Raw genomic sequence first — 14,186 nt, 5'->3', positions numbered from 1 at the left:
TGAGCCTTAAGCTGCGCGCCGGAGTCGGCTGGATGATCGCTGCCCTGCTTGCAGGGGGGAGGAAAGTCCGGGCTTCATAGGGCAAAGTGCCAGGTAACGCCTGGGCGGCGTGAGCCGACGGAAAGTGCAACAGAGAGCAGACCGCCGAACGTTTCTGCATCGTCGCAAGACGAAGTGGAAGGCGTGGTAAGGGTGAAACGGTGCGGTAAGAGCGCACCACGAGTCTGGTAACAGACCGGTACGGCAAACCCCACTTGAAGCAAGACCAAATAGGTGTCCATACGTGCGGCCCGCGCGGGACACGGGTAGGTTGCTTGAGCCCATTGGCGACGATGGGCCTAGAGGAATGATCATCCACGACAGAACCCGGCTTACAGGCCGACTCCGACCTATTCTCTTTGCGTGTAAGGTTTGTACGACTAATTCACTTATAGCAAAAAATTCTAGCACTTCTGATAACCTAAAATCTTTTGCAAGATAGTTTCGTAAGTCATTGATTTTAATGACCTACGACTCCTTGGTCTATTTGATGTGAATTAAATAAGCTATTGATTTAAATAAGATAAATGCCGCTTATAACCACCGCCCTTTGATGTTGACGGATTAGGGGGTGCTCTCTATATTTGCCCGCAGAGTGGGGAAAAGTGTGGGTTTGTGGTTTTTATTTCAAATAATCACCTGCTCTAGGAAGAAAAACGCATGTTTCGTGGTTATGACGAACTGACGATGGACGCAAAGGGACGCATCGGCTTGCCGACGCGCTACCACGACCGCGTCATGACTGAAAGTCAGGGTAAGTTCGTGCTGACCGTAGATATTCGTGAATCTTGCCTCGTGCTTTACCCGCTAACCGAGTGGGAACAGATTGAGTTGCGTTTTAATGCCTTGCCAACGTCCAGTGTGGCGATGACTCAGTTAAAGCGCCGCATTTTGGGTTATGCCACCGAAGTCACGCTGGACAGTGCGGGTCGATTCTTGGTGAGCCCTGAGCTGCGCCAGTTTGCGCACTTAGATAAAGCGGTCGTTGTCGCTGGCCAAGGTAAGAAGTGTGAAATTTGGCACAAGCCAGCTTGGGATGCTCTGCAGGCCGAGCTGCTGAATGCGAATTTCTCTGCGGCTGAATTGGCGCAAGCCATCGATACCCTGGCGCTCTGACCATGACTGACTTCCAGCACCTCACCGTACTGTGTGATGAAACCGTGGATGCGGTGCTGACGCAGACTTCTGGCTGCTATATCGATGCCACGTTCGGTCGTGGCGGCCATACACGCAAGTTGTTGGCAGCTTTGAGCCCCTCAGCTCGTGTCATTGCGTTTGATAAAGACCCCAAAGCCATCGAGACGGGAGAGGCATTGGCTAAGGCGGATCCTCGCTTCAGCATCGTGCATGATTCTTTTGCGAGCATGAAGTCGCATGTGGCGAGTCTTGGTTTGCTTGGCCAGGTCACTGGCGTTTTAGCTGACTTAGGGGTGTCTTCCCCGCAGATTGATGACGCTGAGCGTGGTTTCAGCTTTATGAATGATGGCCCGCTGGATATGCGTATGGATACTACGCGCGGTCAGAGTGCGGCCGATTGGTTAGCAACCGTGAGTGAAGCCGATTTGGCGGATGTGCTGAAAACCTATGGTGAAGAGCGTTTTGCTAAGCGTATTGCGCGTGCGATTGTGACGGCACGTGGCCAGGCCCCAATTATTCGTACCAAACAATTGGCGGACATTGTTGCGGTCGCACACCCAGCGTGGGAAAAGCATAAACATCCAGCAACGCGCAGTTTTCAGGCTATTCGAATTGCGGTCAATCGTGAGCTCAGCGATTTAGAAGATTTTCTCGAACAAAGCTTAGTGGTTTTGGCTCCCGGCGGGCGCTTAGCGGTCATTAGCTTTCATTCTTTAGAAGATCGCATGGTTAAGCAATTCATTAACCGTGAGGTCAAGGGCGATGACTTTCCACCAGGCTTGCCGGTGACCTGGCAGCAAATGAAGCCTGGCCTTAAAAAGATCGGTAAAGCCATTGAGCCAAGCCCGAGTGAAGTGGCCATGAACCCGCGTGCGCGAAGTGCGCATTTGCGCGTGGCTGAGCGCTTGCAGGTGTTCTCATGATGTGGTCCACGCGCTTAAGCGCAATGGCTCGCATGATTGTGCAGCCCGAAATGCGTCAAGTTGCCGCCATCTTGATGGCCCTGATTGCTGCTTCACTGGGCGTTGCTTACAGCGTTCATAAATCCCGCGTCTATCTCAACCAATTGCAAACCTTGCAGGTAGAGCGAGATCACCTAGAAGTGGAGTGGGGGCAGCTTTTGCTGGAGCAGCAAGCTTGGGGTGCTTATGGTCGAATCGGCAAAGTCGCTACCGATGAATTAGGCATGCGTACCCCCGCGCCCCATGAAGTCATGATGGTGCGGCCATGACTCAAATCCCTCTCAAGAAAAACACCACGGGCGGCACTACATTGCAGTTCCGCCATCGTCATTTTTTTCTGGGTGGCGCCTTGCTGTTTTTGTTTGCGGGCTTGGTTGCGCGTGCCGTGTATTTAACCGTGGTAGACAGTGAATTTTTGCGTAAGCAGGGCGATGCGCGATCCCTGCGTATTGAACCTGTTATGGCCATGCGCGGCATGATTTTGGATCGTAATGGGGCGCCGCTGGCAGTCAGCACACCCGTGGTGTCTATTTGGATTAATCCACGTCAAGCCTTGGCAGCGAATGCGTCGATTGCCGATTTGGAGCGCGATCTGGCGCTACCTGCGGGCTCCTTAGTTGCACGCGTGAAGCGTAATGCGCGCAAAGGCTTTATGTATGCTAAGCGGCATTTATCGCCTGCCGCCGCCGAGCTGATTCTGGCTAAAGATATGCCGGGTGTGTATGGCATGACCGAATATCGTCGTTTCTATCCTGAGGCAGACGTAACGGCGCACATGATAGGCTTCACAGACCTCGATGACCAAGGCAAAGAAGGTCTTGAGATGGCGCTCAATGATCTGCTGTCGGGTCAGGCTGGCGCTAAGCGGGTCGTGAAGGATCTCAAAGGGCACCGTGTGCAAGATGTGGCACTTATTAAAGCGGCCCATCCCGGTAAAAACATTTCATTGAGCTTTGATACTCGCGTTCAGTATGCGGCGTATCGGGAACTGGCTCGTGGTGTCGCTGAGCACAATGCCTCCGCAGGCGCATTGGTGTCTCTGGATGTGGATACAGGGGAGGTATTAGCCATGGCGAATATGCCCTCCTATAACCCGAATAACCGTAAGCAATTGACCGTTAATGCCCTGCGTAATCGCGCGGTTACCGATCAGTTTGAGCCGGGCTCAACTCTCAAGCCATTTACTGTGGTGGCTGCGCTAGAGAGTGGCAAGTATTCAACGCATAGTCACTTTAATACCCATCCCGGCACCTACAAGGTGTTGAATAAGTTGATTCGGGATCATGACAATTACGGCGTGATTGACATGACAACCTTGCTCACCAAGTCCAGTAACGTGGCGACAGCACAAATTGCAATGGCGCTGCCCCGCGATACCTTGCCGCTGTTGCATCGTCGCTTGGGGTTCGGGCGCAACACTGGCAGCGGCTTCCCTGGCGAAAGCGCCGGCAGCATGCAGCCACAAAGCCGTTGGAATCCCGTTGAAGTGGCGACCATGTCTTATGGCTACGGCGTCACTGTCACTGCGTTGCAGCTGGCTCAAGCCTATGCGGTCATCGCGAGTGGCGGCATTCAACGCCCGGTGAGCTTTACCAAGGTCAGCGGCCCGGTAGCGGGCAAGCGCATCATGGATGAGAAGATTGCACGTGCGCTGATTCCGATGATGGAAACCGTGGTTACTCAAGAAGGTACAGCCCTGCGCGCAGCGGTTCCAGGCTATCGTGTTGCGGGTAAAACGGGCACTGCGCACAAAGCACAGGCGGGCGGATATGCCAGCGATGCTTACATGTCATTGTTTGTTGGTTTGGCTCCCGCCAGTGCGCCTCGCGTCGTAACCGCAGTGATTATTGATAACCCCCGTAAGGGTGGTTACTACGGTGGCCTTGCCGCAGCGCCCGTGTTTTCGCGCATGATGTCAGACACGTTACGCTTGATGAACATTGAGCCTGACCGCAGTGCTGAACGCTTAGCGGAGCAGCATCGTTACCCCCACCCATCAACATGGGCTCGTCCAGGGCGGGAGGGCTAATTGAAAACACTAGCGCAAATTTGGAAGGATGTACCAGCGCAGTGGGCTGGTGTGCCTGTGCCCTCGCTGGTGTCCGATTCGCGTTTAGTTAAGCCGGGTTCGGTATTTGTCGCCCTGGCGGGCTTGCACCACGATGCGCGTAGCCATGTGCCGGCAGCCTTGGCTGCAGGTGCCGGTGCCATTCTGGTGGAGGCGGGTGGTGAGTGGCTGGCTCATGCTGAGCAGGCCGGCGTGCCCGTTTTAGTGGTGCCGGAGCTGACGCAGCAATTAGGCCAATTTGCTGCGCGCTTCTATGATCAGCCGGCGGCTGACATGACTGTTATGGCTGTCACGGGCACCAACGGTAAAACCAGTATTGCTAACTTAATGGCGGGCGCTGCTCTTCAGCTGGGTCGTCGTAGTGCAGTGATTGGTACGCTGGGCAATGGCTTCTATGGTGAGCTAGCGGCCTCGCAGTTCACCACGCCGGACCCGCTGCAACTCCAGCGCTTACTTGCAGAGTTCCGTGATCGCGGTGCTGAGCTGGTTGCAATGGAGGCGAGCTCCCACGGTTTAGAACAGGGCCGCATGGTGGGCACTCCTATCCATACTGCGCTGTTTACCAATTTAACGCGTGATCATCTGGATTATCACGGCGACATGGCGAGCTACGCAGCGGCTAAGGGACGTTTGTTTTCCTGGCCTGGCCTGCGTGCAGCGGTCATCAATGCCGATGACCCGCAGGGTGAGATTTATCGTCAGCAACTCGCTGCTGACGTGCAATGTCTCCGCTACAGCTTGAACGCCGCCAGTACTGCCGATGTGGTTGCTGAGCAAGTAGCCCCGTCCCTTGACGGTCTGCGGATGCAAGTGCGCTACGGTAATGTGTCGCTGAGCCTGCACAGCCCGCTTCTTGGCCGTTTCAATGCGAGCAATCTACTCGCCGTGTTAGCAGGCTTGCTGACACTGGGCTATGACCTGAAAGCGGCTGCAGATGCCCTAGCATCCGTGCCACCCGTCGCGGGGCGCATGCAGTGTCTTCGTCAAGGTAACTCGCCTTTGGCGGTTGTGGATTACGCCCATACCCCCGATGCCTTAGAGCAAGCCCTAAAAGCAGCGCGCGAACACACCATGGGTAAGCTCTGGTGTGTATTCGGCTGTGGCGGCGGTCGTGACACCGGTAAGCGAGTGGACATGGGCCGTATTGCCGCTGAACTCGCCGATAAGCTGGTGTTGACCACGGACAATCCTCGTGAAGAGGCGCCGGAATCCATTCTTGACGACATGCAGCAAGGTATTCAGGGGCGTGCGGCGGTGGTGATGTTGGATCGCGCCGAGGCCATTGCCTATGCACTTGCCCATGCAGTCTCCGATGATGTGGTGCTGGTGGCAGGAAAAGGCCATGAAACCTATCAAGAAGTGATGGGTGTGCGTTACCCATTCAGTGATGTTGAGCAAGTACAGCTAGCGCTAAGCAAGTGGAGTGCAGCATGAGACTGTCTGAAATCGCACGCGTGGTGTCGGGCGAATTAATTGGTCTGGATGCCGATGTCGGCAGTTTTTCCAGTGATACCCGTTCGCTGCAGACCCATGATGTGTTTATTGCGTTGTCAGGACCCAATTTCGACGCCAATGCCTTGGTGTGTCAGGCCGCTGAAAAAGGCGCCGTTGCCGCTGTGGTTTCGCGCATGGACCCCAATGCCGGTATTCCCCAAATTATTGTGAACGATTGCCACCGCGCCTTGGGCGAGATAGCCGCTGCCTGGCGTGCGCGTTTTCCGCAATTAGTGCGTGTTGCCATGACCGGTAGTGCCGGCAAGACCTCGACGAAAGAAATGACGGCGCGCATTTTTGAACAGCAGGGCGAAACGCTGGCGACGCTGGGCAACCTCAATAACGACATTGGCGTGCCGCTGACACTGTTGCGTCTTCGCGAAGAGCATCAGTTTGGCGTGTTTGAGTTGGGCGCTAATCATGCCGGCGAAATTGCTTACACCTCTGGCCTGGTTAAGCCCCAAGCCGCGGTGATTATTAACGTTGGCACCGCTCATCTGGAAGGCTTTGGCAGCCGTGCAGGCATTGCCAAAGCTAAAGGTGAGATCTACGACGGTCTCACGCCAGAGGGCATCGCTATCGTCAATATCGATGACGACTTCGCCTCGTATTGGTTAGAAAAGTTGGCTGGCCGTCGCGTACAAACCTTCTCGGAACGTACGGTTGCCGATGTCTATGCCACCGACATACATGCCGGCGACATGCCGCTGTTTGCCTTCACGCTGCACATTGGGGCGCAAAGCTCGCCGGTTCAGTTACAGATTCTGGGTCGTCATCAAGTCATGAACGCGTTGGCGGCAGCCTCGCTGGCACACGCCTGCGGCATCAGCCTGGCACGCATTGTTGATGGCCTGCAAAAGACACGTGCCTATGCTGGTCGAAGTGTGCCGCACAGCTTGGGTCATCAACGCTATGTCATTGACGATAGCTATAACGCCAACCCGAGCTCTGTAAAGGCCGCGATTGACCTGTTGGCAGCCTTGCCGGGTCGTCATGTCTTGGTGCTTGGGGATATGGGGGAATTGGGCGATGCCACGGCATCGGGTCATCTTGAAGTCGGAGAATATGCAGCTATGAAAAATATCGACGCCCTTTATGCAACGGGGCAGCACAGCGCCCATTATGCCGCCGGTTTCGGCAGCCAAGCACAGCTGTTTCCGGATCACCAAGCGTTGCTGAAAGCCTTAGAGGCTGAGCTGCAAGGCGTAGTGACCATTCTCGTGAAAGGCTCGCGCAGCGCACGTATGGAGCGGGTTGTGCAAGGCCTGACGGGCGAAGTAGGAGTGCACTGACATGCTACTTTGGCTTGCCGACCAACTGGCGCAACACTACAAGGGTTTCGGGGTATTCAACTACCTGACCTTCCGCTTCATGCTCAGCATTGTCACCGCGTTCGCGTTGTCGCTGTGGTGGGGCCCCCACTTGATCGAAAAGCTCAAAGAAATGAAGTTTGGTCAGGCTATTCGTAATGATGGCCCGCAAACGCATTTGGCCAAAACTGGTACGCCCACCATGGGTGGCGTACTGATTCTGCTGACTATTGCAGTGAGCACGCTGTTTTGGGCGCGCTTAGATAATCTTTATATCTGGATTGTGTTGGCCGTCATGGCGATTTTTGGTTTCGTCGGTTGGGTCGACGATTACCGTAAAGTGGTCGAGAAAAACCCACGGGGTCTACCCAGTCGTTGGAAGTATTTTTGGATGTCGGTCGGTGGTTTAGGTGCAGCCATTGTCCTTTACCTCACCGCGAAGACGCCCATTGAAACCAGCTTGATCGTGCCGTTCTTTAAGGACGTGATTATCCCGTTGGGCCTGTTCTACATTGTGCTTAGCTACTTCGTTATTGTCGGTGCCAGCAATGCGGTGAATCTCACCGATGGCTTGGATGGCTTAGCCATTATGCCGACCGTGATGGTCGCGGGTGCGTTGGCAATCTTTGCCTACCTGACCGGCAACATCAAATTCGCCACCTACTTACAGATTCCATTCGTGATCGGTGCTGGCGAGCTCATCATCATTTGCGGCGCCATTATCGGTGCCGGCCTCGGTTTCCTCTGGTTCAACGCATACCCCGCGCAAGTATTCATGGGCGATGTCGGCGCGCTCTCGCTGGGCGCGGTGCTCGGCACCATCGCTGTCATCGTGCGTCAAGAAATTGTGCTGTTTGTCATGTGCGGCGTCTTCGTCATGGAAACAGTCTCGGTGATGTTGCAAGTGGCCAGCTTCAAGTTGACCGGCAAACGCATTTTCCGCATGGCTCCGATTCATCACCATTTTGAACTTAAGGGCTGGCCAGAAACGCGTGTGGTGGCGCGTTTTTGGATCATTAGCTTCATGTTGGTGCTGATTGGTCTTGCGACCTTGAAGCTGCGTTAAGGAGAGGCGGGCATGCTTATTCAGCGCGACGGTTTGCGGGTGGTCATCGGTCTGGGAAAGACTGGGCTGTCCTGCGTCCGTTATTTAAAAGCGCAGGGTTATCCCGTTGCGGTTAACGATACGCGTGAGCATCCGCCAGGCCTAGCCGAGCTGCGTGCAGAGTTTCCAGATGTTGAGGTCAGCCTCGGTAAGCTCGATGCGGAATTGTTCTTGCGTGCCAGCGAAGTCATCAGCAGCCCTGGCATCTCCATTCGCGAGCCGGCCATTGCCGCTGCAATGGCTGCGGGTGTCTCTGTGGTCGGTGATGTGGAGCTGTTTTGCCGTGCGGCAAAGGCACCGATTGTGGCAATTACCGGCTCTAATGCGAAGAGTACGGTGACCACGCTGGTTGGCCTAATGGGCGAAGCTGCCGGTAAGCGCACGGGCGTCTGCGGCAATATCGGAACGCCGGTGTTGGACATGCTCGCTGAGGGTGAAAAAGACCTGTATGTGATGGAGCTGTCGTCCTTCCAATTGGAAACAACACACTCCCTGAAGGCAGCCGTCGCGGTGGTGCTGAACCTCAGCGAAGACCATATGGATCGTTACACCGGCATGGTGGACTATCACCAAGCCAAGCATCGTATTTACCGCAACTGTGAGCGCTTTGTGTTTAATCGTGAGGATGCGCTCACAGTGCCATTAATTGCCGATGATCTGCCCCGTGCCAGCTTTGGTTTGGGCGTGCCAGATTTGAATGATTTTGGTGTTCGTGTCGTCGAGGGGAAACCCTACTTGGCGCGCGGTCGCGAGATGCTCATGCCGGTCAGTGAGCTGCAGATTTTTGGTGATCACAACGTGGCGAATGCGCTGGCCTGCCTAGCGCTAGGCGAGGCCGTTGGCCTGCCCATGGATGCCATGCTGAACACGCTGCGTTCATTCACCGGTCTAAAGCATCGCTGCCAGCGCGTGGCCATGCACAATGGTATCGGTTGGTACAACGACTCTAAGGGCACCAATGTTGGTGCGACCTTGGCGGCCATTAACGGCCTAGGCGCAGCGATTAGCGGCAAAATTCTGCTGATTGCTGGCGGTGTAGGCAAAGGGCAGGACTTCACCCCGCTTTCGCCTGCCATGGCTCAGTTTGGTCGGTCACTTATTCTCATTGGCGAAGATGCCTCGGTTATTGATTTGGCCGTCGCGGCGGCATTGCCACGATTCCATTGCACAAGTCTGGATGAAGCCATTGCTCAGGCGCTGCGTTTAGCCAAGCCGGGCGATGCCGTGCTGCTGTCTCCTGCCTGCGCCAGCTTTGACATGTTCAAGCATTACGAAGATCGCGGTGATCAATTCGTTGCGGGCGTTCGTCGTTTGGTTGAGGGGCACGCATGACCAGCCAAAGCATGAATCCACCGATGCAACTGCTACGAAATATCGTTGCTGAGCTGACGGAGCGCCAGGTCGTGTTGGTCGCTTCCGGCTTCTTGTTGTGTATCGGTTTGATCATGGTGGGGTCGGCCTCAATGGGTGTTGCCGAGGCCACATTCGGCAATCCGTTCTACTTCTTTATTCGTCATGCCATCTACCTCTGCATCGGACTGGTCGTGGGTGCCGTGGTGCTGCAAGTGCCGATGCAGTTTTGGAGTCGCTACAGTTACTGGGTGTTCTTAATAGCGTTGATTCTTATCGCGATTGTGTTGATTCCAGGCATTGGTCGTCGGGTCAATGGCAGCATGCGCTGGATTGGCTTTGGCGGTATCACCATGCAGCCCTCTGAAGTGATGAAGCTGGCGGCGGTTTTGGCGATGTCGGCTTATCTCGTGAGGCGTCAAGAAGAAGTTCGCAGTCGCGCAATGGGGTTCGTTAAGCCCTTAGTGGCGCTGTTTTTTGTGGTCATGTTCCTCATGTTAGAGCCCGATTTTGGTGCCAGTATTGTGGTCATCATGGCGACAACCTGCATGCTGTTCCTAGCAGGTGCGCCGCTTAAGCAGTTTCTCGCCGTCATGGGAACGGTCACGCTGGCGGGTATTCCTGTTGTCATGATGGAGTCCTACCGTATGAAGCGCCTGTTGGCCTTCACAGACCCATGGGCTGATCAGTACAACACCGGCTATCAATTGGTTCAGAGCTTGATTGCATTTGGGCGTGGTGACTGGTTCGGTGTGGGGCTGGGTCACAGCGTGCAAAAACTGTTTTATTTGCCCGAAGCACATACCGACTTTGTCTTTGCGGTCTATGCCGAAGAATTTGGCTTGATTGGTGTGCTGGTTTTGCTGCTGGCGGTGGCTTCCTTGGTCACAGCCGCTCTGCGCATTGGGCAGCGAGCTGAACGTGCCGGCCAATATTTTTCTGCCTACGTCGCCTACGGTTTGGCGGTGATGTTGGGCGTGCAGTCCGCGATCAATATCGGTGTAAACATCGGCTTCTTCCCAACCAAGGGTTTGACGTTGCCGCTGGTGAGCTACGGTGGGTCGAGTCTGGTCATGGTCTTCGTGATTCTCGCCATTCTGCTGCGCATTGATGCCGAGTCTAGTCAGGTCAGCGAGCGTGGTTTGCGACGCACAGAAGGAGGCAGCAATGGCGCTCGTTAAGTCTGTAGTCGTGATGGCTGGGGGGACCGGTGGCCATGTGTTCCCAGCGCTGGCAGTGGCTCGCGCCCTGCAGGCGCAAGGTGTCCGTATTCACTGGCTTGGCACAAAAGCTGGCATTGAGGTAGATCTGGTGCCCAAGGCGGGCTTCGATATTACCTATCTCGATGTTGGCGGCTTGCGCGGTAATGGTCTCAAGCCACTGTTGAAAGCCCCCACCAAATTGCTGCGTGCCGTCTGGAAGGCCACTCGCGTGTTTTCGGCAGTGAATGCCGATGCCGTGATTGGTTTGGGTGGCTATGTCACCGGACCCGGCGGCTTGGCAGCACGGCTGTCCGGCTTACCCCTGTATATCCATGAGCAAAATGCCATTGCCGGCTTTACCAACAAGGCCCTCTCCAAGTTTGCAACTCAGGTTTTGCAGGCGTTTCCTGATGCCTTTGAGTCCTGTGATAAAGCGATTTGGGTCGGCAACCCGGTTCGCGATGAAATCGCCACACTGGCTCAGCCCAGTGCGCGATATGCCGCTCGTCGGGGCTCCCTGCGCGTGTTGGTTTTGGGCGGCAGTTTGGGTGCCGTCGCATTAAATGAATTGGTGCCTGCTGCCTTTGCGGAGCTGCCCGAAGCACAACGCCCAGAGATTCGTCATCAGGCGGGTCGCAAGCATGCCGATAAAGCCGCTGAGGTTTATCGCAAGCTCGGTGTGCAAGCCGACATCCTGCCGTTTATTGATGACATGGCGGCGGTTTACGACTGGGCTGACTTAGTCATTTGCCGCTCGGGTGCGCTCACGGTGTCTGAAATTGCCGCTGCTGGCGTGGCTTCAATTCTCATTCCCTTCCCGCATGCGGTTGATGATCACCAGACCGCGAATGCGCGTTTTTTAAGTGATATAGGGGCGGCTCGCCTGTTTCAGCAACGCGATCTGACGCCCGCTGCCTTTGCCGTCACGCTGGCTGAGTTACTCGATCGTAAGACGCTGCAGCAAATGGCAGAAAAAGCCCGCACGCTGGCCAAGCCCGATGCGACGGCTTTGGTCGTCAACGCTATTTTGAGAGGTCATGCATGAAAGCCATTCCGCGTACGCGCTTAATTGAAATTCCCGAAATGCGCCGTATTCGCCGTATTCATTTTGTCGGCATTGGTGGTGCGGGCATGTGCGGTATCGCTGAGGTGCTGCTGAATCAAGGTTATGAAGTCGCAGGCTCAGATGCCAAAGCGGGCAAGACCACCGATCGCCTAAAGTCCTTCGGCGCCGAAATTTTTATTGGTCACGATGCGGCACATATCGAGAAGGCGGATGTGTTGGTGGTCTCCACGGCCATCGATTCGAGCAATCCTGAAGTGAAGGCTGCGCAGGAACGTCGTTTGCCTATCGTTCGCCGTGCCGAGATGCTGGCAGAGCTGATGCGCTATCGCCACGGCATTGCCATCGCGGGTACGCATGGCAAGACCACCACGACCAGCTTGATCGCATCGATCCTGGGCGAAGGCGGCTTCGATCCAACGTATGTGATTGGCGGCCTGCTCAACAGCGCCGGCACCAACGCCAAGCTCGGCAGCAGCCGCTATTTTGTTGCCGAAGCCGACGAGAGCGATGCTTCCTTTTTGCATTTGCAGCCCATGGCCTCGGTCGTTACCAACATCGACGCCGATCACATGGACACCTATGGCGGCGATTTCGAGGTGCTCAAGCGCACCTTCATCGAGTTCCTGCACAACCTGCCGTTCTACGGCCTCGCCGTGGTCTGTGGCGATGATCCGGTGGTGCGCGAGCTGTTACCGAAAATTGCGCGTCCAACCATTACTTACGGTTTCGATGCTGATAACGATGTGCGTGCCACCGATGTGCATCAGGAAGGCCTGCAAACTCACTTCACCGTGCATCGTTTAGGCCGTGAACCGCTGCGGGTCACCTTGAATCTGCCAGGTCTGCACAACGTACTGAACTCGCTGGCGGCTATTGCGATTGCGACGGATGAAGAAGTGGAAGATAGCGCCATTATGAGTGCGCTGGGTAACTTCCAAGGCGTGGGGCGTCGCTTCCAGCGGCTTGCTGAAGCCAGCGGTGTGCAGCTCGTGGATGATTACGGCCATCACCCGCGTGAAGTCGCTGCGACAATTGCCGCTGCCCGCCAGGCCTTCCCCGGTCGCCGCTTGGTCATGATGTTCCAGCCACATCGCTACAGCCGTACCCGCGACTGCTTCGAGGATTTCGTGCAGGTGCTGTCTACCGTGGATCAGCTGCTGCTGCTCGATGTCTACAGCGCAGGTGAAAAAGCCATTGCCGGTGCCGATAGCCGCACGCTGGCGCGCAGCATCCGTACGCGTGGCTTGGTTGATCCAGTGTTTGTGGAAAAGGCCGAAGAGCTGGCACAGCTGTTGCCTTCGCAATTGCGAGCCGGTGATGTGCTGCTGACACAGGGAGCAGGCACGGTCGGCGCGATTGCGCTGGAGCTGGCTCAGAACGGTCTGTATCTGACCGCTGCGAAAAAGTGAGATTGATGATGACTATGATTGATGTGAAGCGTTTTGGCCGTGTTGCCGTGCTCATGGGTGGCACTGCGGCTGAGCGTCCTATTTCGCTGATCAGTGGCGCTGCAGTGCTGAAGGCATTGCAGGCAGCGGGCGTTGATGCCCATGCGTTTGATCCAGCCGAACGTGACATCGTGGAAGTCCAAGGCTATGACCGCGCATTCATCGTCCTGCATGGCCGTGGTGGCGAAGACGGTGTGATGCAGGGCGTGCTTGAACAGTTCGGCGTGCCGTACACCGGCAGTGGTGTTATGGCCTCTGCCATTGGCATGGACAAGGCACGTACTAAGCAGTTGTGGCTGGGTTGTGGTCTGCCCACACCGACCTATCGTCGCCTGTCGGCTGGCTGCGATTTTGCCGCTGTGGTGGCCGAGTTGGGTTTGCCACTCATGGTCAAGCCCTCACGCGAAGGCTCCAGCATTGGCATGGCTAAGGTCTACACCGTGGATGATTTGGCCAAGGCTTATGCCGTCGCCGCCGAACACGATAGTGAAGTGATTGCTGAGCACTTTATTGAAGGCAGTGAGTACACCGTTAGCATGCTGAACGGGAAGGCGCTGCCGGTGATCCGCATGATCCCAGCTAACGATTTCTATGACTTCGAAGCCAAGTATCAGCGCAACGACACGCAGTACAAGATCCCCTGTGGCCTAGCTGCAGAAGAAGAGCGCCAGTTGCAGGCCATTGCTGAAGAAGCCTTTGAGGTGATTGGCGCAAAGGGTTGGGGCCGCATTGATGCCATGCGCGATAGCCAGGGCCGTTTCTGGTTGCTCGAAATCAACACCGTGCCCGGCATGACCGATCACTCACTGGTGCCAATGGCCGCTCAAGCAGCCGGCTTGGATTTTAGCCAATTGGTGTTGGCGATTTTGGCTCAAACCTTTGGCAGCGAGTCAGCCTAATGTCTAGTCAAGTCACACGCCGCCCCATTGCTCGTCCTTCAGCCCCGCGTTCGGGTCTGTGGTCGGCTTGGGTTGCACGCGCTGAGGGCTTGGGTGAGCAAGGCTC

Annotated in this window: 12 protein-coding genes and 1 other RNA gene; all 13 read left to right on the top strand. The window is 55.7% G+C overall.

The features are described from left to right. Positions 1-20: 20 nt before the first annotated feature. Positions 21-390: RNase P RNA component class A (gene rnpB, locus AC14IB_RS00065), an RNA gene on the top strand. Positions 391-699: 309 nt separating this feature from the next. After that, positions 700-1,155 carry a division/cell wall cluster transcriptional repressor MraZ gene (mraZ, locus tag AC14IB_RS00060; protein WP_484229988.1) on the top strand — a complete coding sequence of 152 codons (456 nt, stop codon included), beginning with the start codon at positions 700-702 and terminating at the stop codon, positions 1,153-1,155. A gap of 2 nt (positions 1,156-1,157) precedes the next feature. Next, on the top strand, positions 1,158-2,099 hold the full coding sequence (gene rsmH / locus AC14IB_RS00055) for a 16S rRNA (cytosine(1402)-N(4))-methyltransferase RsmH (RefSeq protein WP_484229987.1): 942 nt from the start codon (positions 1,158-1,160) through the stop codon (positions 2,097-2,099). Continuing rightward, complete coding sequence (gene ftsL, locus AC14IB_RS00050) at positions 2,096-2,407, top strand: cell division protein FtsL (RefSeq protein WP_082968639.1); 312 nt, start codon at positions 2,096-2,098, stop codon at positions 2,405-2,407. Before rsmH ends, ftsL begins: the two co-directional genes overlap by 4 nt. After that, on the top strand, positions 2,404-4,167 hold the full coding sequence (locus AC14IB_RS00045) for a peptidoglycan D,D-transpeptidase FtsI family protein (RefSeq protein ID WP_484229986.1): 1,764 nt from the start codon (positions 2,404-2,406) through the stop codon (positions 4,165-4,167). Before ftsL ends, AC14IB_RS00045 begins: the two co-directional genes overlap by 4 nt. Continuing rightward, entirely contained in the window at positions 4,168-5,640 is a 1,473-nt protein-coding gene (locus AC14IB_RS00040) for a UDP-N-acetylmuramoyl-L-alanyl-D-glutamate--2,6-diaminopimelate ligase (protein ID WP_484229985.1), read from the top strand. Next, entirely contained in the window at positions 5,637-6,992 is a 1,356-nt protein-coding gene (locus AC14IB_RS00035; protein ID WP_484229984.1) for a UDP-N-acetylmuramoyl-tripeptide--D-alanyl-D-alanine ligase, read from the top strand. The genes AC14IB_RS00040 and AC14IB_RS00035 overlap by 4 nt, the downstream gene beginning before the upstream one ends. A 1-nt stretch (position 6,993) precedes the next feature. Next, on the top strand, positions 6,994-8,076 hold the full coding sequence (mraY, locus tag AC14IB_RS00030; protein WP_484229983.1) for a phospho-N-acetylmuramoyl-pentapeptide-transferase: 1,083 nt from the start codon (positions 6,994-6,996) through the stop codon (positions 8,074-8,076). 12 nt (positions 8,077-8,088) lie between these two features. Continuing rightward, positions 8,089-9,447, top strand: coding sequence for a UDP-N-acetylmuramoyl-L-alanine--D-glutamate ligase (murD, locus tag AC14IB_RS00025; RefSeq protein ID WP_484229982.1), 1,359 nt, complete (start codon positions 8,089-8,091; stop codon positions 9,445-9,447). Next, positions 9,444-10,646: a putative lipid II flippase FtsW gene (gene ftsW, locus AC14IB_RS00020; protein ID WP_484229981.1), complete on the top strand. Its 1,203-nt coding sequence runs from the start codon at positions 9,444-9,446 to the stop codon at positions 10,644-10,646. Before murD ends, ftsW begins: the two co-directional genes overlap by 4 nt. Next, positions 10,633-11,712 carry an undecaprenyldiphospho-muramoylpentapeptide beta-N-acetylglucosaminyltransferase gene (murG, locus tag AC14IB_RS00015; protein ID WP_484229980.1) on the top strand — a complete coding sequence of 360 codons (1,080 nt, stop codon included), beginning with the start codon at positions 10,633-10,635 and terminating at the stop codon, positions 11,710-11,712. The genes ftsW and murG overlap by 14 nt, the downstream gene beginning before the upstream one ends. After that, positions 11,709-13,142, top strand: coding sequence for a UDP-N-acetylmuramate--L-alanine ligase (gene murC, locus AC14IB_RS00010; protein ID WP_484229979.1), 1,434 nt, complete (start codon positions 11,709-11,711; stop codon positions 13,140-13,142). Before murG ends, murC begins: the two co-directional genes overlap by 4 nt. Before the next feature lie 5 nt (positions 13,143-13,147). Continuing rightward, positions 13,148-14,080, top strand: coding sequence for a D-alanine--D-alanine ligase (locus AC14IB_RS00005; protein ID WP_264753524.1), 933 nt, complete (start codon positions 13,148-13,150; stop codon positions 14,078-14,080). The last annotated feature ends 106 nt before the right edge of the window (positions 14,081-14,186 follow it).

It is taken from the genome of Perlucidibaca sp., assembly GCF_057084925.1.
Note: the sequence above shows the minus strand (reverse complement) of the source record. Positions and strands in the feature narration are given on the sequence as shown.

Coding starts and splice junctions, on each gene's coding strand:
- mraZ (WP_484229988.1), top strand. CDS start 700: ATGTTTCGTGGTTATGACGAACTGACGATGGACGCAAAGGGACGCATC.
- rsmH (WP_484229987.1), top strand. CDS start 1,158: ATGACTGACTTCCAGCACCTCACCGTACTGTGTGATGAAACCGTGGAT.
- ftsL (WP_082968639.1), top strand. CDS start 2,096: ATGATGTGGTCCACGCGCTTAAGCGCAATGGCTCGCATGATTGTGCAG.
- AC14IB_RS00045 (WP_484229986.1), top strand. CDS start 2,404: ATGACTCAAATCCCTCTCAAGAAAAACACCACGGGCGGCACTACATTG.
- AC14IB_RS00035 (WP_484229984.1), top strand. CDS start 5,637: ATGAGACTGTCTGAAATCGCACGCGTGGTGTCGGGCGAATTAATTGGT.
- mraY (WP_484229983.1), top strand. CDS start 6,994: ATGCTACTTTGGCTTGCCGACCAACTGGCGCAACACTACAAGGGTTTC.
- murD (WP_484229982.1), top strand. CDS start 8,089: ATGCTTATTCAGCGCGACGGTTTGCGGGTGGTCATCGGTCTGGGAAAG.
- ftsW (WP_484229981.1), top strand. CDS start 9,444: ATGACCAGCCAAAGCATGAATCCACCGATGCAACTGCTACGAAATATC.
- murG (WP_484229980.1), top strand. CDS start 10,633: ATGGCGCTCGTTAAGTCTGTAGTCGTGATGGCTGGGGGGACCGGTGGC.
- murC (WP_484229979.1), top strand. CDS start 11,709: ATGAAAGCCATTCCGCGTACGCGCTTAATTGAAATTCCCGAAATGCGC.
- AC14IB_RS00005 (WP_264753524.1), top strand. CDS start 13,148: ATGATGACTATGATTGATGTGAAGCGTTTTGGCCGTGTTGCCGTGCTC.